This is a genomic window from Corynebacterium sp. TUM25020, from assembly GCF_056388495.1.
This window is the reverse complement of record NZ_JBWJFG010000002.1, coordinates 140,572-161,008: the sequence shown is the minus strand read 5'-3', so window position 1 is coordinate 161,008 and position 20,437 is coordinate 140,572. Positions and strand designations below refer to the sequence as shown.

The following is a 20,437-nucleotide window of genomic DNA, read 5'->3' as shown; positions in this document are numbered from 1 at the left end:
GGGAGATCACTAGCGCTCAGCAGAAGAGGCAGCGGAGCTATCCAGCCCCAGGGCTGGTGCTACGGCAGGATCACAGTCGTGCAGCAAGTTCAGGCAACGCACGACCTCATCGTCCTCACCGAGGGCGCGGGCGGTCTGCACCAATGCGCCGATTGCGCGAAGCACTCCCCGGTTAGGTACGTGATCCCAAGGCACCGGTCCGGTGCCACGCCACCCGTTACCGCGCAGCGCATCGAGGCCGCGGTGATAACCGGTGCGGGCACAGGCGTAGGCCTGCACGGGCTGTCCTTCGGCCAGTAGAACCTCGGCCAAGGCGGCCCAGGCACCGGAATCCTTCAAGTTGGCGGAGACGGCCGCCTCCAAGGACTCGCGGGACTGTGCGGATGATTCCCCCGCAACCGCGCTGGCTAGTTCCTCCGGCAGACGCACCTCCGGGTGCTCTGCGCCGAAGAGATCTCGACTGTGACGAATCTGTTCTGCCATGGCTCCAGCGACGCCTACTTTGCGACGGAGGTGCCGGCGGAGTGCAGGTCGTTGCAGGCCTCAACAACGCGGACGGACATCGCTTCCTCAGCCTTCTTCAGGTAGGAGCGCGGATCGTACACCTTCTTGTTTCCGACCTCGCCGTCGATCTTCAGCACACCGTCGAAGTTGGTGTACATGTGGCGTGCAACCGGGTTGGTGAACGCGTACTGGGTGTCCGTATCAACGTTCATCTTGATAACGCCGTAGCGCAGCGCCTCTTCGATCTTCTCCTTCTCGGAGCCGGAGCCACCGTGGAAGACGAAGTCGAACGGCTTGTCGCCCTCGGACAGACCCAGCTTCTTCACGGCAGCCTTCTGGCCCATGTCCAGAACCTCCGGGCGCAGCTTCACATTGCCCGGCTTGTACACGCCGTGGACGTTGCCGAAGGTAGCGGCCAGCAGGTAACGGCCGTTCTCGCCGGTACCCAGAGCATCGACAGTCTTCAGGAAGTCCTCTTCGGTGGTGTACAGGTTGGCACCAGCCTTGGCCTCCACGCCGTCCTCTTCGCCACCCACGACGCCGATCTCAACTTCGAGGATGATCTTAGCCTTCTGCGCATCCGCCAGTAGCCCCTTGGCGATCTCCAGGTTCTCGTCGATCGGAATAGCGGAACCGTCCCACATGTGGGACTGGAACAGCGGGTTCTCGCCTGCCTCCACGCGCTTGCGGGAGATCTCCATCAGCGGGCGCACGTACTCGTCCAGAACTTCCTTCTGGCAGTGGTCAGTGTGCAGAGCAACGTTCACGCCGTAGTGCTTCGCAGCCTGGTGTGCGAAAGCCGCCAGAGCCTCCGCACCAGCAACCATGTTCTTCACGGCCAGGCCCGAACCGAACTGGGCACCGCCGGTGGAGAACTGGATAATGCCGTCGGACTCAGCATCTGCAAAACCCTTCAGAGCTGCGTTGATGGTCTCAGAAGAGGTGCAGTTGATAGCAGGGTATGCGAAGCCATTTTCCTTCGCATTGTCCAGCATGTCGCGGTAGACGTCGGGGGTTGCAATAGGCATTTCGATGCTCCTTCAAATCCTTGACTAAGGCAGGTTGGTCTCCGCCAACAATTATGCCGACAAATTCCACACCGTGCAGTCGCCTCCGGTGAATACTCCCCCTACTCCCCCGGAAGATTCGCTTGGATAGCCTTCGGGCTTGCCTACTGGCCCGCCTGGATCGTGCGTACTACCGCTTCCATGAGCATCCAGCCGGAAAGCTGCACCGAGAGGTCCCTTTCTGCAATGTCAGAGCTCGATACCGCCCCGGCAATTGTCGCCCCGACCAAGCCGCCGGACTGTGGCATGGTCGCATCCGTTCCCCAATCTGCGGAGAACACCGGCAGGCCATCGACCTCTAGCCGGTAACGCCACACCTTTTCGGCTGTGGCCAACACAATCCGCCGGGCTATGGCCACAGATTCAGCGCCGTGCCGACCTGGCGTCGGAACGCACTCAACAACAAGAGAAAGATAACGCGCAAGAATGCCATTAAATAGGCCGCCGTCCCCGCCCGCCGTGCGCACGTTAATGGCACCGTCGCGGTCGGTTAGGTGCGTTTCGATTGCGCGGAGGAGGCCATGGATGCGGGTGATTTCTTTGACGCCCACTTCTGAGACTTCTTCATCTCCAACCCCGGCGGCGCGTCTGCGCGCACGGGCGAGCTCCACGAGCGCGCCCAGAGTGACACCCTGACAATAAGGGTGCACCGCTGTGACGGGTTCTGGGCCGGCCATCCGCATGTGGATACCGTCCATGACCAGGCCGTCTTCGTTGATGAGGCTGTCGAAGGTCCAGTCGACGAGCCGTTCCGCGGTGTCGATGTCTCCATTGCGGGCGGCCAGAATGGCGGCGGGGCCGTTGGTGGGGACGTTGTAGAAGGTCTCATTTGTGCGCCACGGCAGCACGCCGGTGAGGCTGTCCACCCCCTCGAAGATGTTCTCCATCAGGGGCTCTAGGTCGCGCGGGATGCCGAGTTTTTCCTGGATTTTGGGGGTATCTGCCACCCGCTGCAGGGCCAGCGCAAGCCACGCCTTGTCATCGTAATAGTGGTTGGCGGTCAGGCGGCTGATGTTGCGGAGCCGCATGGCGCGGATGTGGCGCTGGATGGCGCGGATCCGCGAGCTGGTGGGGCGGCGGAGAGCAGCATCGATGACGTTGTCGATGTAATGGGCTTGCCACCAGTAGTGCCAGCGGACGAACATGCGGTCGCGGGTGGTCGGTGGCCAGGCGATGACGCCCAGCGTGGTCCGCGGGATACCCCAGAGCCGGCTGGCGTGGCGCTCGTTAATCGCCTGGTAGGCCAGGTCTGCGCGGTGATCCCAGAGTTCCAAGAGTTGCTGCTTGGGATCGGCTGCGGCTGCAGTTTCCTTGTCACCAGCGGCAGCCTTGACGTCGCTTTTCTCTCGCTTGTCTGGAAGTTTGAACACTTCTGCACACCTCACTAGGTTGTCGCACTTCTGCTGTTCCGCCGTAGTGCCCCGGCTTCCACTGCAGACCAGTCTATCTACAGGCTCTCCGCTGCTGCATGCTGCTGTCCGCTGCTGCATGTCCACAATCCGTGCTTCCCAGCCTTCATTACAGCCTCTTCACAGAGGAAAATGTCGCTAGAACGGGAATGTGTTAAAGACAATCTCTTTCAACTACACAAATATGCAGGTCACGGCGCTAACGCTTTGCGCCAACCAGCCTGCCCAGCTAGCAGATTCCCGATTCAACGACATCCCCCCAAGACGGCCAAATGGCCCCAGCTACCAGGCCTTATCCAGGTCCGCATGCTGGCGGATCCATGTATGCATCGCAATCCCCGCCGCCACACCGGCATTAATGGACCGCGTCGAGCCGAACTGTGCAATCGACACCGTTATGCGGGCAGCGTCCTGCGCCTCCTGGGAAACGCCCGGCCCTTCCTGGCCAAACAGCAGCAGGCAGCGCTCCGGCAGCTCCGCAGTTTCCAGCGGAACGCACCCCGGGGTGTTATCCACCGCCACCACAGTTAGCCCCTCCCGGGCAGCGAACTCCAACACATCCGCAACCGTCGCATGATGCTGTAAGTGCTGGTAGCGGTCAGTGACCATCGCTCCCCGCCTGTTCCAGCGCCGCCGCCCGACGATATGCACGGTATCCACCGCAAACGCATTGGCAGTGCGCACAACCGTGCCAATATTCGAGTCGTTTTCGAAGTTCTCGATGGCGATATGCAGCGCGTGCCGCCGCGTATCAATGTCCTCAATGATCGCGGACTGCCGCCAATAGCGGTATGCGTCAACCACGTTGCGTGTGTCCCCGGTATCCAGCAGTTCGGGGTCGAAGCGCGGATCCGTCGGACGGGGCTGGTCGGGATACTCATCTTCCCAGCGGCGTACGCCACGGGGATGTTCCAGCCATTCCGTCGGTCCGGGCTTATCGTGTGCTTCGGGTGAAGTGGGCGTCATAGAAAAAACTAAGCAAGCCCCAGGTCAGACAGGCCCAGCAGCGAGCGGTACTCAACCCCCTCGGCCTCAATAACATCTTTGGCGCCCGTCGCACGATCCACAACTGTTGCCACACCAACAACAGTCGCGCCAGCCTCGCGAGCTGCGGCAACGGCTGTCAGCGGCGAATTGCCGGTAGTCGTCGTGTCCTCGACGATGAGCACTCGCTTGCCTTCAATGTCCGGCCCTTCGATACGGCGCTGCATGCCGTGCTTCTTAGCCTCCTTGCGCACGACAAAAGCGTCGATGGATTCCCCATCTGCGTGCATGATCGCCGTCGCCACCGGGTCCGCGCCAAGAGTTAGTCCGCCGACGTGCGCGTAATCCCAGTCTGCAGTCAGTTCACGCAGCAGCTCTCCAATCAGCGGAGACGCCTCGTGGTGCAAGGTAGCGCGACGCAGGTCAACGTAGTAGTCGGCCTCCTTGCCGGAGGACAGCGTTACGCGCCCATGCACGACCGCCAGCTCTCTAACTAGTTCAGCAAGGCGCTGCTTCTTAGCTTCATCAATCATTGCGGTTTCTCCTTTTGGTTACTGCTGGTCACTGCTGGTCGTCTTCGACGATCTCGCCGTCGACGGTTTCGTACTCGATCGGTTCGATAGGTTCGGGGCGGGCGTGACGTGCTTCTGGCGCCCGATGACGCCCCCTGCTCCGTCGCCGTTGCGTCACAGGAGACAGGCGCACTGCAGTGGACTTAGTCTCCTCGACTTCCGCGAACTCATCGAAGTCCTCGAGCTCATCAAAAATTGTGGCTTCTTCCGCATCATCGCGGATGACCCGCGCGTATTGAGAAAAGTGGGAGCTCATGTGCTCCGGATCTTCGCCCAGTCGCGGGATGCCTCCATCGCGGCGGCGCCGACGCCCTGCGTGTGGGTCGTCGTCCGCATCTGCGTCGTCATAATCGCCTACGGCGAAGCTTTCGAAACTTTCTGTATCCCCGCCTTCCCAGCGCGCGTGCGTTCGGGAGGGGAAGGCCACCGGCTCAGCGGGGCGAGTGATGTCGGGGCGTTCTGGGTTCGGCACCTCGGAGTGCGCGGCAACCTCTTCGGCCTGCTCTTCAGTAACGTGGGCGGCGGTCGTGTCGGCTTCCTCGCCTTCAGCAGTGCTCTCGCCCCCGCTGCTTGTATTGCCATCGGGAACGGCCCGCAGGTGCGCGCGACGAGAGGAGGTCTCTGCCGCCTGCTCCTCAATCGCTTCCTGGTTCACCGGATCGGTGGTGTGCACTTGCAGCGGCCCGCCGGGCAGTGGTCGCAGCTGATCGGCCACGAACATTTCCAACGGGGCACTGGTATGCGCTGGAGGTAGCACCATCGCCGCATCCACCAGCGAGCGCAGCTGTGGGAAGATCGCCTGCCACACGTGGAAATCGAGTTTCCGGGAGACCCGCACTACCGTCCAATTCTGCCCCCATGCCACATCCGTCGCTACCTGCGAAAGTGCGGCCAGAGCATCCTCCACGCGGGCATCCAGCATGCGGTCGAGCGCGCGGACGTCGGTGGTATAAGCCGCGAATGGCGGCTGATCCAGCAAGTCGGTTCGCCGCATACCCGCAGGTTGCGCTCCCCCTGCTGAATAAAGCACCTGAACTGGTGATTCTTCCACTCGCCGCATAGCCATCAACGTGGAAGAACCGAGGTCACCGATATGCACCTGGTGCCCGTCGATGAACCCGCTCACAACCTCTCGCAAGGTTGGCACCCCGCGCTGGTGGTCGCCGGTGATGGTGACGGGCCAGTCCCGCGCGACCTCACTGTCTTCCTTTGTGTATTCGAAGCCGTTGTCGGCTGCCCATTGACGACGCCTCCTGCGGGGAAAACCGAAAGCCGCCATCGCTGGCGCGGGCGCGGACGAACGCGCGAGAACAGGTTCCTTTTCAGGCGTGTCCTCTTCCCCAGACCAGTCGTCAAACTGGGGGCCATCCCACGCCTCAGACCACTCTTCACCGTCTGGGTTGTCGGTGCTGTCTACAGCGTCCCCGTAATCCGGGTCGTCCTCCCAGTCCTCGTCTTCCGGGTAATCCCCGTCGTACCCGTAATCCTCAAAGTCCGAGTACTCCTCGTAGTCCTCGTAATCCTCGTATTCCTCGTTTTCCAAGCCCTCTGGGTCTTCGGTGTGTACTGCGCCTTCTGCGGCCTGCTCTACGCCAGAGCCTGCGCCCTCGGCCTTTTTTGCGCGCAGCAATAACCACACGGCGAGGCCCAACAAGGCCAAGCCGAGGAGTAACGCGAAGATGGAACCGCCCATAGAGACTGTGAGGAAAGCTGAGGAGTTGGAGTACTGAGTACTAAGAGCTGACTTACTCGTTAGCCGCCTGGTAAGCTTCAGCGTCCATCAGATCACCGGACTCGGTGACCTTTACCTCGTACAGCCAGCCCTCGCCGTAGGGATCCTCGTTGATCAGGCCAGCGTTATCCTCCAGCTCCTCGTTGATAGCTACAACCTCGCCGGAAACGGGAGCGTAAATATCAGATACGGACTTGGTGGACTCGACCTCGCCGAAAGCCTCGCCAGCCTCAACCTCAGTACCGACTTCAGGCAGTTCAACGAAAACGATGTCGCCCAGTGCCTCAGCGGCGATGTGGGTGATGCCCACGCGCACGGTCTCGCCCTCCACAACGGCGGAGGTGTTAACCCACTCGTGCTCCTCGGAGTACAGGAAATCAGTTGGCAGTGCAGTCATTGTTTTTAGCCTCTCTTTTTCAAACTTTTGCGGTTATTTGTGGTTATCTGCCCAAACCATACACCAGCGGACAGACAACCCTTTTTCGTTACTTTTCCCGGGAGTAGAACGGCAGCGCCACAACCTTGTATTCGAAGCGCTTACCACGAATATCTACCTCAACAGTTGCACCCTCGGCAGCCGCACCGGAATTCACAGCAGCCTTCGAGACATACGCCATAGCCACCGGGTGTCCCAGCGTCGGCGACAGCGCGCCGGAGGTCACGGAACCAATCGTGGTCTCGCCTTCCGCTGCGTACACCTCGTATCCCTCGCGGGCAGCGCGGCGGCCTTCGCCCACCAAACCGATCAGGGTCTGCTGGGTGCCCTTGTCCTTAGCGGAAACGATGGCGTCGCGACCAACGAAAGAATCCTTGGACTTCGTCGCAGCAAGAATACCCAGCCCTGCATCAACCGGCGTCAGCTTCAGCGACAGCTCGTGGCCGTACAGAGGCATGCCCGCCTCCAAGCGCAGAGTGTCGCGGCACGCCAGGCCGCATGGCAGGCCGCCCAGCTGCCCGGCCACGTCCATAGCCTTCGTCCACACAGCCTCCGCGCCATCGTTGTCCACGATCAGCTCAAAGCCGTCCTCGCCGGTGTAACCAGTGCGCGCAACCAGTACCGGCTGGCCTGCGGCAATCCCCTGGAATGCCGCGTAGTAGCCCAGCCCCTCGATGGCCTCTGCCACGGTCTCGCCCGCACCGGATGCTTCAGGAGCTTCCACCACGTTGTCTACGATTTCCAGCATCGCCTGCGCGGCCTTCGGCCCCTGTACGGCGACCATGGAGGTCTTCTCCGACTCGTTTTCAACCTCTACATTGAAACCTTCGGTACGGCTCTGAAGTGCGGAAACTACGTTATCTACATTGCCTGCATTCGGCACGATCAGAAACTCATTATCTCCCAGGCGGTAGCTAATCAGATCGTCGATAATGCCACCGGATTCGGTACAGATCATCGAGTACTTCGCCTTGCCGATCTTCACCGCGGACAGCTTGGAGATTAGCGCGTGATCCAGGTACTCCGCCGCCTGCGGTCCAGTCACGCGTACCTCGCCCATGTGGGAAAGATCGAATACGCCCACGGACTTACGCACTGCGTGGTGCTCATCAAGTTCGCTGCTGTACTTCAGCGGCATATCCCAGCCGCCGAAAACGGTGAAGCGAGCGTCCAGCTTCTTGTGTACTTGGTACAGCGCGGTCTTCTTTAGTTCGGTCATATCTTATTCTCCTTCTTCTCGTTTTTTATGACGCCCCTAGGCCCCAACGATCCTTAGTCTTCGTTGATTGCGAAGTCTTCCAAGGGCGGGCAGGTGCACACGAGATTGCGGTCGCCATAAGCATTGTCGATACGACGCACGGGCGTGAAGTACTTGGTGTGCCGCAGGCTGGCCACTGGGTATGCGGCCTTAGCGCGGCTGAAGTGTCCACCGGATACAGCTTCCTCGAAGTCGTCCCGCACAACAGAATAAGCGGTAAACGGCGCATGGCGCAGAACGGACTGCTCGGCGGTCACCTTTCCGTCGATGATCTCCTGGATCTCGTCGTAAATGGTGACCATGGCCTCGATGAAGCGGTCCAGCTCCTCCTTATCTTCCGACTCGGTGGGCTCCACCATCAGGGTGCCGGCCACGGGGAAGGCCAAGGTCGGTGCGTGGAATCCGAAGTCCATCAGACGCTTGGAGACATCCTCCGCGGTAATGCCGGAGGCCTTCGTCAGCTCGCGCAAGTCCAGGATGCATTCGTGGGCGACCAGGCCGGTATCGCCCTTGTACAGCGTCGGGTAGTACTCCTCCAGCTTTCGGGAAACGTAGTTAGCGTTGACCAGCGCCATGCGGGAAGCCTCGGTCAGTCCCTCGTCACCCATCAGAGCAATGTAGGACCAGGTGATCGGCAGCACGCCTGCGGAACCGTACAGGGCACCCGAAACCGGCTGACCAGTTTGCAGGGCGGCATCCCCGTCCAGGACGTCGGCGTTCGGGTCGGCGGGCAGGAACGGAATCAGGTGCTCCGCTACACAGACCGGGCCAACGCCCGGGCCACCGCCGCCGTGCGGGATGGTGAAGGTCTTGTGCAGGTTCAGGTGGGATACGTCGCCGCCGAACTCGCCCGGCTGGGCCAGACCCACTAGGGCGTTCAAGTTGGCACCATCGACGTACACCTGGCCGCCAGCTTCGTGGACCTTCTGGCACACGTCGCGCACCTGCTCCTCGAACACACCGTGGGTGGAGGGGTAGGTCAGCATGATGGCGGCGGTCTGCTCGCCATACTTCTCCAGCTTGGCCTCCAGATCCGGGACGTCGATAGAGCCGTCCTCGGCGTTCTTCACAGCAACCACCTTCAGACCCGCCAGGGCTGCGGAGGCGGCGTTCGTGCCGTGTGCGGAAGCCGGGATCAACACAATGTCACGCTGGTCGTCGCCACGGGACTGGTGGTAGCGGTGGATAGCCAGCAGACCTGCGAACTCACCCTGGGAGCCGGCGTTTGGCTGAACGGAAACCTTGGCATAACCAGTGATCTTCGCCAAGCGCTCTTCCAGATCCTCGATCAGCTCAATCCAGCCCTGTGCCTGCTCCGTCGGAACCTGCGGGTGAATGCCCGCAAAGCCCGGCCAGGTGATGGGCTCCATCGAGACCGCTGCGTTCAGCTTCATGGTGCAAGAGCCCAGCGGGATCATGGTGCGATCCAGCGCCAGGTCGCGATCGGCGAGCTTGCGCATGTAGCGCATCATCTGAGTCTCGGAGTCAATGGAGGTGAAAATCGGGTGGGTCAGGATCTCCTCGTCAGCCGCGCGCAGCACGCCGGCCTGCCCCAGTGGCCCGGCGGTAACGTCGAAGCCCGCGGAGGTGACGTCGCCGGTGCGGGAACCCAGCACCTCGATCAGCTTGGCAATGTCCTCATCCGTGGTGGACTCGCCCACCGAGATGCCGACAAAGGAATCATTGACCTGGCGCAGGTTGTAGCCTGCCTCTGCTGCGGCGCGCAGAGCCGTGGGGGCGTCACCCAGAGAGGAACCAGACACATCAACGGTGACAGTGTCGAAGAAGGTATCGTGCGCCAAGGTCAGGCCAGCCTCGGACAGGCCAAGTGCCAGGGCGGTCGCACGAGCGTGGATGCCCTCCGCGATTGCGCGCAAGCCAGCCGGGCCGTGCCAGACCGCGTAGAAACCGGCGACGACAGCCAGCAGAGCCTGGGCGGTACAGATGTTACTGGTGGCCTTATCACGGCGAATGTGCTGCTCGCGGGTCTGCAGAGCTAGACGATAAGCCGGGGTGCCCTCAGCGTCCACGGATACACCCACAATGCGGCCCGGCAGCTTGCGCTGCAGGTTCTCGGTGCAGGAGATGAAGCCTGCGTGGGGGCCACCGAAGAACAGCGGCACGCCGAAACGCTGAGCCGAACCGACGGCGATATCTGCACCCTGGGAGCCGGGAGAGGAAAGCAGTACCTGAGCCAGTAGGTCGCAGGCGACCGTTACCAGGGCACCGGCGGACTTTGCTGCACCAATCACACCGGACAAGTCGCGCACGCTCCCCGTGGAGCCGGGGTTGGAAAGTACGACGCCTACCAGGTTCTCGTAGTCCTCGAAAGCGACATCATCAGCCAGATCTGCCACCTCCACCGGAATGCCCGCAGCCTCGGCACGAGCCAGGGTGACGGTGATGGACTGCTGGTGCAGGGCAGAATCCAGCAGCACCACGCCGCCCTTCTTAAAGGCCTTTGCGTTGCCGCGTGCCATCAACTGCACGGCCTCAGCCACGGCGGTGGCCTCATCTAGCAGGGAAGCACCGGCGACCGGCAGGCCGGTCAGATCCTGCACCATCGTTTGGAAGTTCAGCAGAGCTTCCAGGCGACCCTGGGAAATCTCCGGCTGATACGGGGTGTAGGCGGTGTACCAGCCCGGGTTCTCCACCACGTTGCGGCGGATAACGGCCGGGGTGATTGTGTCGTAGTAGCCATTTCCGATCAGCTGCTGCTTCTGCACGTTCTTATCGGCGAATGCACGCAGGGCGGCGAGGGTATCAGTCTCGTCCAAGGGCTCCGGCAGACCGATCGGGCCGGCCTGGCGGATGGACTTCGGCAGGGCATCATCGGCCAGAGCGGCGGTGGATTCATAGCCCAGGTAGTCCAGGATCTCCTTGGTATCAGCCTGGTTCGGGCCGATATGACGCTGAACGAAGGGGGCAGAGTTACGGCGAGTAGCAGTAGACATTGCTTTTTCAGGGACTTTCCGGTCGTAAGTGCACGGTCGTAAAAAGGAGCCCTCCCCACTCTGTCGCTTGTACCTGAGAGCTTCACCCGGGCAACCCGGCTTTTCTCCTTCGGCGCCCGCGTGCACACGACTGCGCGCAGGTCTTTCCAGAGTTGCCTCACTGCGACGGTTCTTGGGGCCTGAGAGTGTCCCGGGGAGGAATTGCTCCGTCGGCGGCCGACGCGGTTCAAGCGCCGAGCCTCTCCCACCACAGCTAAAAGCGGCAAAAACATATGCAGTTTTCCCCCACATCATAGCGGGCGTGGGTCGGATCACTAAAGAATCCCAGCAATGGGGAAAATCTCATTCTGGCTCCGTGCCCCCGCTTGAACCGCCAAAATGTTACGCATGGCAAAACTTCCTAGCTTCCTCCCCCACGCTCTTCCCGCCGTTAACGGCGGAGTCGCAATCGTCACTGGCGCTTCCTCGGGCATTGGACGCGCCACCGTCGCCGCCCTCGCAGAGCTTAAATCCAGAGCTGCTACAACCTCCACGACCACTTACGCCCCAACCCACATCATCGGTACCAGTCGAAACCCCGACACCATCACTGACCCTGTCGATGGGGTCGATTACCTCCCCCTCGACCTGGCTGACCCTGCCAGCATCGACGAGTTCACCTCTTCTGCCCTGAGCTACGGCTCCCCCACTGTGCTCGTCAACAACGCTGGCGAAAGCCAATCCGGCCCCTTGGAAGAGCTCCCCTATGATGCCCTGCACCGTTTATTTGAGATCAACGTGCTGGGACAAGTGGGCGTCACCCAGAAAATCCTGCCGGAAATGCGACGTAACGGAGCAGGGCGCATCGTGATGGTCGGCTCGATGCTGGGCTCATTTCCATTGGCCTACCGCAGCAGCTATGTCGCGTCGAAAGCCGCCATCAAAGGCTTTGCTTTCGCCGCCCGGCGCGAAGTCAGGCCATTTGGTGTGGGCATTTCCGTGGTCGAGCCTGGGTCGATCAACACGGGGCTTTCCACGCGGCGCACCAAGTACGTGGATCTTAATGGTCCCTACGGCGCCGAGTTCTCCACCATGCTAAAGAACCTGGATAACAACGAAGCCAATGGCATTTCGGCGGAGCGCGTGGCCATGGAGATCCTCAAGCCCATCACCACGGCTCGCCCTCAGCCGCTGTATGCGACGGGGTCGATGGCGCCGGTGGTGCTCCCCCTTTCCCGCGTGCTGCCGACAGCGGCTATGCATTGGCTCATCAATCGCAAGCACGGACTCTAAGACTCTTAGCTGTGCTAGGTTCTAAAGCTGGTGTCCCAGACGTCCTCGACCGGCTCCTCCTCCCAGCCAAAGAACTCATCGTCGAAATCGCGACCGCGACGAGTAGACCAGTCATCCCAGGGTGCGGCGAACAACGCCAAAATGCCCGCTCCCACAATTCCCGTGATCATCAGCGCCCCGGCCAACGTGATCAACCAGATGGTCGAGTGGAGATAGAAGACGAACATCAGCAGCAACGTTCCGATCAGCCCGACGGTCGCCAGCACAACGTATAAGCGATTCACAGGGTGCCGTCGGTGCCCGTAGCTATTGCGCATGGTGGCCAGAAGCGGCCATACCTGCACCCCAATCAGCACGACAAAGAAAACACCGGCGATCTTCTGAACCTGTTGCGGGGTGAAGATATCCACCGCACCGGACAGCGCCAGGAGCATCCCCAGCGTCGCGACCATGCTCAGAAATTTACGTACCATCGCCCGCAGACACCCCTACACCCAAAACAGGTTGTCGCCGCCCATCACGGGCTCGCCCGACATCACGTCTATCTTTATTTCCGACGCCCCCATCTGCAGCCCCAACACCATCACTACCGGGTCGAATCCCATCCGGCCCAGCTCCCGGGGAGTGTAAGTGCATAGGGGTGTTCCCTGTCGTACTATGTCGCCTTCCTGGACATGTACGTCGAAGCCTTGCCCACCAAGGCGACCGGTATCCACGCCGAGCTGCATAAAGATGCATGGCTGGTCGGCCAGCATTTCCGCATGGCGGCCGTCTACGGCATGGGTACCAGAATCCGGGCGGAGGGTGGCTGGCAATGACTGGGCTTGAATGACATACATGTTCGGCGCCACGCGCTTCATCATCCCGCCAATGGGTGCGAGCGCTTGTACAACCTCCACGCCTGCGTCGGGGATTACGGCTATACCTGCGCCGATGGTGCCAGTGGCCAGCACGGGGTCGGGAACGGAATTGAGGCTAACGGCGGTCCCCGCCAGCGGGGTCACAACGGGATACTGAACTAGCAGCTCCTGTTGCAGGCCGGGCCTACGGGGATCCTGTGCGAAACGGGGATCCATACCTCCAGAGTCTAACCGCGTGCGATGGGTCGCGAGGAGGAAGCGGACCATTGAGACCAACCTCCTACGAAGTTTTTGGCCCCTGGCAGTCCCGCGTACTCCATTGCGGCAATAAACAGCGAGGAGTGCAGCCCGGATCCGGAGTAAACACACACGTCCTCACCACTGGTCACACCATGGTTGGCAAGGATCTGCCGGATCTCCTCCGGGGATCGCACCTTGCCGCTGGCGCTGCTGTCGCGCTCGCTACGGTTCTGGAATAGTTCCTTAACCGGAATGTTGATGGCTCCCGGAATGCGACCGGCCTGGTGGTCGAAGCGTTCCTTCTTGCCAGTGAAGCGAGAATTCTCGCGCGCATCCACCAGGATGTGATTCTCGCGCCACTCATTCACCTCGTCGAGTTCAAGGGTGGGCATGCTACCCGCACGAACCTCAGTGGTACCGCGGCCGCGCAATGCACCGATTCCGCCTGCGACGTCTCCGCCCGCCGCCTCCCACGCGCCTGTGCCGCCGTCGAGGATGCGGACGTTCTGCACACCTGCCCAACGGAAAACGAACCAGGCGCGAGCTGCATAGAGGTTGGCGCCGGCGTCATAAATGTATACAGGGCGACCATCCGTAATACCCCAATCGTTAAAGCTCTTCTGCAGCTCCTCGGGGGCGGGCAAAGGGTTACGTCCGACATGGCGGGCAGGGATGGAGGCCAGGTGCACCAGGGGGTTACAGAACATGGCGCCGGGAATGTGCTGGCCTACATAGGCCTCCCAGGCGCTGTTTTCGGTGCGCGCCCAGTGCGAGTCGATCACGGTCATACGCTCACCCCGTTTGAATGCTTCTAGCATTTCCTCGCCGGTGACGAAGGGGCTAGCGGGCAGCTGTTGGGCAATAGGGTTGCTCATAGTTGCCAAGTCTAGAACCCCGCGTACGCCGATGCTGCATACGTGTGGCTACAGTGGCGCTCCGTTACTCCGGTGCCCTATTGTTTATGCGCCTTACTCTTGTGCCACCGCGGCAGTTTTGCCGGGACGCCTTCCTGTTCTTTCCGGGAACCAACCTCGCACCGCCGCAAAACCGATGATCGCAATCGCTGCCACCGTCGCAATCCCCCCAATACCCCAAGCGAGTCCGGCTATCACGGCTATGGGCGCCACAATATTCATGCCGATTTCGAAGGGAGCGAAGCCCACGTAGGCAATGCCATATTCGTTCATGGTGCCGGACTTCAGATCCGGATCCACGATCTTTAGCAGTGCAATACCTGTAGCCACTGCCGCGGTTGCCCAACCCCAACCAAAGATGCCGCGTTCTAGCCACTGATCGCCGAAGAACAGTGGAGCGAAAACGAAGAAGAACAGGCAGCAGTAGGCAATGCCCAGCGCGAACAGAATCAGCAGGGGCACTAGGTAGTTAGCCACCGCGTCCGGCTTAATTGAGGCAATGCCGAAGGCGATCATAAAGTCCGTCGACGCTCCGGAAATGGACTTCACGGTTTGCTGGTCCAGGTACTTCGGGCGTCGAATCACATGGAGGAAGACCTTGCCTCCGATACCGACCACGAAGGCCAGGGCAAACAGCGGTACGGAAACATCCGGGAAGAAGTGCCCGATGATCTGCTGACCGATGTAGGCAAACATGACGGTCACTGCAATGAAGCCCGCATGCAGGGCGAGCGGCTCGATCGAGGATGGGTTTGTGGTGGCTCGGCCGATCGAGGGCTGTTTTTCCTCGTCTTCAATGTGACCCGAACGCAGTTCCCATGGCAGTTTCTCCGGCAACGTGGATGTGCGACCTGTTCGGATGCCCCAGTTCGCGAAGATGATTCCACCAATGATGGCGGCCAGTGTGCCGATGGTGGCGGAGGTAAAGCCCAAGGACATGGCGGCGTCCGCACCATGATCCCCAAACGCGCCACCGACGGCCGCAGCAGTTCCGAATCCACCTACGAAGCCGACGGGCAGCATCATGCCGAACCACTCCGGGGTGTCGAAGAGCGGACCGAAAATGAAGATGCCTAGCAGGATGAATAGGCCCCACTGACCGAGGAACATAGAGGTGGAAAAGCCCCACATGTTCTTCGCTTTCGACGCATCGTTCGACGCGAAGGACATACTGTACGGCATCGAGGCGAACACCACGGCAATTAATAGTGTGGAATAATCGCCGAGGGCTCCTCTTCACTGTTTCTCTTCTCTTCAACGTTGCTGGAAGTCTATCGCACCTTCTTATCGACGCCCGCACATCCACCTCGCTCGTACGCCAGAGAACAGGCTGAGTGTTCGGTAAGTTAAGGCTGTGCATTTCTTTGTGGTCAGAGGAACAATTCGCCGTTGCATGGCATTTCACACCACGAGCCACTAACTGTCGAGAAGAGAAGGAGATCCCTCCCCATGACCATCGCTCACGCTCCCGCCCGCTTCACCAACTTGGCCAAACGCATCAGCGCTGCTCTCCTTGCTGGCACGTTGGCTATCACCGGCCTTAGCGCCTGCTCCTTCAACTACGGCTTTGGAGGGGAAGACAAGGTAGCCAAGGAGGACGTTGAGAAAGAGATCTCTAAGCTCGTAAAGGACAAAGCCGGAAAGGCCCCCGAGAGCACCGAATGCCCCGATGGGCTTAAGGCCGAAGAAGGCGCCAAGTTGGAATGCAAGTTCACTTACTCCGGCGCCACCTACTCGGTAGACGTCACCGCTACCTCCGTCGAGGGCAAAAAGGTCAATTACGACATTCAGGTCGCCGATCAGCCGGACTAAATCTAGTCAGAAGCGCTAGAACAGCCCAGAAGACTCGTCCGAGTAAGACCACAGCAGGTTCTTGGTCTGCTGGTAGTGCGCGAGCATCATCAGGTGAGTCTCGCGCCCCAGGCCGGACTTCTTATAGCCACCGAAAGCCGCGTGAGCTGGGTAATTGTGGTAGTTATTCACCCACACTCGGCCCGATTGAATCGCGCGACCAGCCTTGTAAGCAGTGGTTCCATTACGCGACCACACACCTGCGCCCAGACCGTATTCTGTGTCGTTGGCGATATGCATAGCCTCGTCAAAGTCCTTGAACGTAGCGACTGCCAGCACGGGTCCAAAGATCTCTTCTTGGAAAAGGCGCATGTCATTAGTGCCCTTGAAGATGGTGGGTTCGATATAAAAGCCACCGCTGCGACCCGAGATCTCATTAATGCCGCCACCGCATAGCACCTGCGCGCCTTCTTCGGGGCCGGCCTGCAGGTATCCGGTGATCTTATCCATTTGCTCCTGGGAAGCCTGCGCGCCCATCATCACATCCGTGTCCAGGGGATTTCCGACATTGATGGACTTCACTCGCTCAATGGCTAGTTCCAGGAACTCTTCGGCAATATCCTCCTGCACCAGCGCGCGGGACGGGCAGGTGCAAATCTCGCCCTGGTTGAGTGCGAACATGGCCAGGCCTTCCACGCACTTAGCGCGGAACTTGTCGTCGTGATCCATGATGTCGCTAAAGAACACTGACGGGGACTTCCCGCCGAGTTCCAGGGTGACCGGGATGAGCTTTTCCGCCACGGCCTTGTTGATGATTTTGCCGACTTCCGTGGAGCCGGTGAACGCGATCTTGTCGATGCGGTCGGAAGCGGTCAGCGCGGCGCCTGCTTCAGTACCCAGCCCGTTGACGATGTTCAGCACACCCTCCGGGATAATGTCCTGGATAAGCTCCGCGAACAGCAGGATGCTGGCGGGGGTCTGCTCGGCGGGCTTCAGCACGATGGCATTGCCGGCAGCCAGAGCTGGGGCGAGCTTCCACGCCGCCATCAACAGTGGGAAGTTCCACGGGATGATCTGCCCCACCACACCCAGTGGCTCGTTGAAGTGGTAGGCGATGAGGTCTTCGCTGATCTGAGATGTGCGATCTTCCTGGGCACGGAGGGCACCAGCGTAGTAGCGGAAGTGGTCGACAGCCAACGGAAGATCAGCTGCGAGAGTTTCGCGTACCGCCTTACCGTTGTCCCAGGTCTCGGCGACGGCCATCATCTCCAGGTTCTCTTCAAGGCGATCAGCAATCTTCAGCAGCACGGCGGCGCGATCCTGCACAGAGGTCGCGCCCCAACTGGGCTGAGCTTTTTCTGCGGCGTCGATGGCCTTCTCGATGTCAGCCGTTTTCGAGCGTGGAACCTGGCAGAACACCTCACCGTTGATGGGCGTGACGTTGTCCATGTATTCGCCATCGACGGGTGGTACCCACTGGCCACCGATGAAGTTGTCGTAGCGCTCTTTGAATTTGACGAGGCTTCCTTCGGTGCCGGGATCAGTATAGACGGTCATGAGCGTGCTCCTTGCGGTAACGAGATGGAATATTGAAACTGCAAAAGCTCCACCCCAAATACTCGGAGTGGGAAACTTTTGTCAGCCAATATAGTGACGCTCGCCACTTTTCACGACCATGCTGTTTTTATATGTATGTCGCCGACGGCCCCCGACCGTCACCAGCCTTTAGACCTCACCATCATCGGCTCCGAGGGAGGTGATGACCAGACCTGCAGCCTCGTCGCCACCGCGATCAACGTCCACGCGCACCGTATCGCCGTCGCGCACGTCCCCAGCCAGTAGCTTCTTAGCCAACTGGTCACCGATCGACTTTTGAATCAGTCGGCGTAGCGGCCGTGCGCCATAGGCGGGATCGTAGCCGTGCTCGGCCAGCCACGACTGGGCGTCATCAGTAACATCCAAGGTCAAACGACGGGCCGCAAGGCGATCCGCCAGAGCGCGCACCTGGATAGACACGATGGACTTCAGCTGCTCGGAAGACAGTGGCTCGAAGATCAGCACGTCATCTAGTCGGTTGATGAACTCCGGCTTGAAGGCGCGCTTCACCGCCTCCATGACCTCGTCGTCGGTACCGCCAGCACCAAGGTTAGAGGTCAGGATCAGGATGGTGTTGCGGAAGTCCACAGTCCGCCCCTGACCGTCGGTCAGGCGACCTTCGTCCAGCACCTGCAGCAGCACATCGAAAACATCCGGGTGAGCCTTCTCTACCTCATCGAACAGCACCACCGTGTACGGGCGACGCCGCACCGCTTCAGTTAGCTGGCCACCTGCGTCGTAGCCGACGTATCCCGGAGGAGCACCGACAAGGCGAGCGACGGAGTGCTTCTCGCCATACTCCGACATATCGATGCGCACCATGGCGGTCTCGTCATCGAAGAGGAAGTCAGCCAGAGCCTTCGCCAGCTCCGTCTTACCCACGCCTGTCGGCCCCAGGAAGAGGAAGGAGCCCGTCGGACGATTCGGGTCAGCCACCCCGGCGCGTGCACGGCGCACTGCATCGGAGACCGCATCGACGGCGCTGTTCTGGCCGACCACACGGCTGCCCAGGACACGCTCCATGTTCAGCAGTTTCTCGGTCTCACCCTGCAGCATCTTGCCGGCGGGCACGCCAGTCCAAGCGGAGACGACATCGGCGATGGTGTCGGGGGTGACTTCCTCGGTCAGCATCATGCCTTCCTGCTGCTCAGCCACAACCTTCTCCGCTTCGGCCAGCTTCTTCTCCACGTCCGGAATGTGTCCGTAACGCAGCTCAGCAACCTTGGCGAAGTCGCCTTCCCGCTCGGCGATCTCGGATTCGCGACGCAGGTTATCCAGCTCCTCCTTCAGCTCGCGGAGGTTATCGATACTGCCCTTTTCGTTTTCCCAACGGGCGGTCAGCCCAGCGAGCTTTTCCTTTTCATCGGCCAGCTCGCTGCGCAGGCGCTCCAGGCGATCCTTGGAAGCAGCGTCCGTTTCCTTGGCTAGTGCCATCTCTTCAATTTCCAGGCGGCGAACCACACGCTCTACGTTGTCGATCTCCTCTGGGCGTGAGTCGATTTCCATGCGCAGGCGGGATGCGGCTTCGTCGACCAGGTCGATAGCCTTATCCGGAAGGAAGCGGCTGGTGATGTAGCGATCCGACAGGGTTGCCGCCGCCACCAGCGCGGAGTCCTGGATGCGTACGCCGTGGTGCACCTCGTAGCGCTCCTTCAGGCCACGCAGGATACCGATGGTGTCCTCCGCGCTCGGCTCACCAACGTATACCTGCTGGAAACGACGCTCCAGCGCGGCATCCTTTTCGATGTACTTGCGGTACTCGTCCAGGGTGGTCGCGCCGACGAGTCGCAGCTCACCTCGGGCCAACAGGGGCTTGATCATATTGCCCGCGTCCATGGCGGAATCACCGCCGGCGCCAGCACCGACGATGGTGTGCAGCTCGTCAATGAACGTGATGACCTCACCCTCGGCCTCCTTGATCTCATCCAGGACAGCCTTCAGGCGCTCCTCAAACTCGCCACGGTATTTTGCACCGGCAACCATAGAGCCCAGGTCCAGACTGATCAGCTTCTTGCCGCGCAGGGACTCCGGGACGTCACCAGCTACGATGCGGCGGGCCAGCCCCTCTACGATTGCGGTCTTACCGACGCCGGGCTCACCAATGAGCACCGGGTTATTTTTCGTGCGACGGGAAAGTACCTGGACAACTCGCCGGATCTCCTGGTCACGTCCGATGACCGGGTCGATCTTGCCCTCGCGGGCGCGTGCTGTGAGGTCGGTGGAGTACTTTTCCAATGCTTGGAACTGCCCCTCCGGCTCTTCAGTGGTGACCTTTCGGTTACCGCGCACAGATTCAAAGGCGCCACGGATGGCCTCGAAGGTCGCGCCCGCCTCGTGCATCGCTTTTGCGGCGTCGGAATCACCCTTGGCGATACCGGCCAGCAGCACCTCGGTGGAGACATAGGTGTCTCCCAGCTGCTCCGCCAGTTCCTGAGCGGCGGTCAGTGCGTTCAGGGCATCACGGTTGAACTGCGGGTTTGCCATCTCGCTACCGGATGCCTGCGGGTATCCAGCTACCAGGTTCTTAGCCTTGGCTGCGATGGTCTGCGGCTGTACACCTGCAGCCTGCAATACGGGCAGGGCAATGGAATTATCCTGCTCCAGCAGCGCAACAAGCAGGTGCGCTGGTCGGATGTCTGGGTTGCCCTTGGCGGAGGCATCCTGAAGTGCAGCCTGCATTGCAGACTGGGTCATGGTGGTGGGGTTGAAGCTCGACATTTCTACATCTACCTCCTGCGGCTTCATTCAGGTCGCGCTTACACGCTCCCGACTTTACTTGAGTACACCTCACTCAACCACCACAAGCTTGAGTCTATTCCGCTCAATTTACGTATATGAGTGTGATTTA

General features: G+C 60.6%; 16 protein-coding genes, 1 pseudogene and 1 riboswitch. Of the genes and pseudogenes, 2 read left to right on the top strand and 15 right to left on the bottom strand.

Going from position 1 to position 20,437, the window contains the following annotated elements:
* Window positions 1-9: 9 nt before the first annotated feature.
* The 9 genes from AC05K6_RS03645 to gcvP all read right to left on the bottom strand — a co-directional run bounded on the left by AC05K6_RS03645 (window position 10) and on the right by gcvP (window position 10,916).
* Window positions 10-483: a DUF3151 domain-containing protein gene (locus AC05K6_RS03645; protein ID WP_476727802.1), complete on the bottom strand. Its 474-nt coding sequence runs from the start codon at window positions 481-483 to the stop codon at window positions 10-12.
* Window positions 484-497: 14 nt separating this feature from the next.
* Entirely contained in the window at window positions 498-1,532 is a 1,035-nt protein-coding gene (gene fbaA / locus AC05K6_RS03640) for a class II fructose-bisphosphate aldolase (RefSeq protein ID WP_293790665.1), read from the bottom strand.
* 143 nt (window positions 1,533-1,675) lie between these two features.
* A complete protein-coding gene (locus AC05K6_RS03635) occupies window positions 1,676-2,941 on the bottom strand; it encodes a glycoside hydrolase family 76 protein (protein ID WP_476727801.1) in 1,266 nt (421 codons plus the stop codon).
* 321 nt (window positions 2,942-3,262) lie between these two features.
* A complete protein-coding gene (locus tag AC05K6_RS03630) occupies window positions 3,263-3,946 on the bottom strand; it encodes a TrmH family RNA methyltransferase (RefSeq protein WP_476727800.1) in 684 nt (227 codons plus the stop codon).
* A gap of 8 nt (window positions 3,947-3,954) precedes the next feature.
* Entirely contained in the window at window positions 3,955-4,497 is a 543-nt protein-coding gene (pyrE, locus tag AC05K6_RS03625) for an orotate phosphoribosyltransferase (RefSeq protein ID WP_476727799.1), read from the bottom strand.
* A gap of 28 nt (window positions 4,498-4,525) precedes the next feature.
* Complete coding sequence (locus AC05K6_RS03620; RefSeq protein ID WP_476727798.1) at window positions 4,526-6,229, bottom strand: hypothetical protein; 1,704 nt, start codon at window positions 6,227-6,229, stop codon at window positions 4,526-4,528.
* A 52-nt stretch (window positions 6,230-6,281) separates the two neighbouring features.
* A complete protein-coding gene (gene gcvH, locus AC05K6_RS03615; RefSeq protein ID WP_293790661.1) occupies window positions 6,282-6,665 on the bottom strand; it encodes a glycine cleavage system protein GcvH in 384 nt (127 codons plus the stop codon).
* An 88-nt stretch (window positions 6,666-6,753) separates the two neighbouring features.
* Window positions 6,754-7,923: a glycine cleavage system aminomethyltransferase GcvT gene (gcvT, locus tag AC05K6_RS03610; protein WP_476727797.1), complete on the bottom strand. Its 1,170-nt coding sequence runs from the start codon at window positions 7,921-7,923 to the stop codon at window positions 6,754-6,756.
* Window positions 7,924-7,976: 53 nt separating this feature from the next.
* A complete protein-coding gene (gcvP, locus tag AC05K6_RS03605) occupies window positions 7,977-10,916 on the bottom strand; it encodes an aminomethyl-transferring glycine dehydrogenase (RefSeq protein WP_476727796.1) in 2,940 nt (979 codons plus the stop codon).
* A 50-nt stretch (window positions 10,917-10,966) separates the two neighbouring features.
* Window positions 10,967-11,076: riboswitch (glycine riboswitch) on the bottom strand.
* A 227-nt stretch (window positions 11,077-11,303) separates the two neighbouring features.
* Between gcvP and AC05K6_RS03600 the strand changes: the two genes are divergently transcribed.
* The gene (locus AC05K6_RS03600) at window positions 11,304-12,188 is read left to right on the top strand and encodes an SDR family oxidoreductase (RefSeq protein WP_476727795.1); all 885 of its coding nucleotides are present in this window, start codon (window positions 11,304-11,306) and stop codon (window positions 12,186-12,188) included.
* Window positions 12,189-12,202: 14 nt separating this feature from the next.
* On the opposite strand, the gene AC05K6_RS03595 is transcribed toward AC05K6_RS03600, so the two are convergent.
* The 4 genes and pseudogenes from AC05K6_RS03595 to AC05K6_RS03580 form a co-directional block, all read right to left on the bottom strand.
* The gene (locus tag AC05K6_RS03595) at window positions 12,203-12,661 is read right to left on the bottom strand and encodes a hypothetical protein (protein ID WP_476727794.1); all 459 of its coding nucleotides are present in this window, start codon (window positions 12,659-12,661) and stop codon (window positions 12,203-12,205) included.
* 15 nt (window positions 12,662-12,676) lie between these two features.
* Complete coding sequence (locus tag AC05K6_RS03590; RefSeq protein WP_476727793.1) at window positions 12,677-13,264, bottom strand: PTS sugar transporter subunit IIA; 588 nt, start codon at window positions 13,262-13,264, stop codon at window positions 12,677-12,679.
* 11 nt (window positions 13,265-13,275) lie between these two features.
* A complete protein-coding gene (locus tag AC05K6_RS03585; protein ID WP_293790655.1) occupies window positions 13,276-14,163 on the bottom strand; it encodes a sulfurtransferase in 888 nt (295 codons plus the stop codon).
* A 93-nt stretch (window positions 14,164-14,256) separates the two neighbouring features.
* Window positions 14,257-15,429: pseudogene (locus tag AC05K6_RS03580) on the bottom strand (sodium/glutamate symporter); the annotation flags it as partial.
* A 222-nt stretch (window positions 15,430-15,651) separates the two neighbouring features.
* Here AC05K6_RS03580 and AC05K6_RS03575 point away from each other — a divergent pair.
* A complete protein-coding gene (locus tag AC05K6_RS03575; RefSeq protein ID WP_476727792.1) occupies window positions 15,652-16,014 on the top strand; it encodes a DUF4333 domain-containing protein in 363 nt (120 codons plus the stop codon).
* Window positions 16,015-16,029: 15 nt separating this feature from the next.
* Here the strand turns inward: AC05K6_RS03575 and exaC are convergent, their stop codons facing one another.
* Together exaC and clpB are read right to left on the bottom strand one after the other, a co-directional pair.
* A complete protein-coding gene (gene exaC / locus AC05K6_RS03570) occupies window positions 16,030-17,550 on the bottom strand; it encodes an acetaldehyde dehydrogenase ExaC (RefSeq protein WP_476727791.1) in 1,521 nt (506 codons plus the stop codon).
* Between the two features lie 168 nt (window positions 17,551-17,718).
* Entirely contained in the window at window positions 17,719-20,307 is a 2,589-nt protein-coding gene (clpB, locus tag AC05K6_RS03565) for an ATP-dependent chaperone ClpB (RefSeq protein ID WP_476727889.1), read from the bottom strand.
* Window positions 20,308-20,437 lie beyond the last annotated feature (130 nt).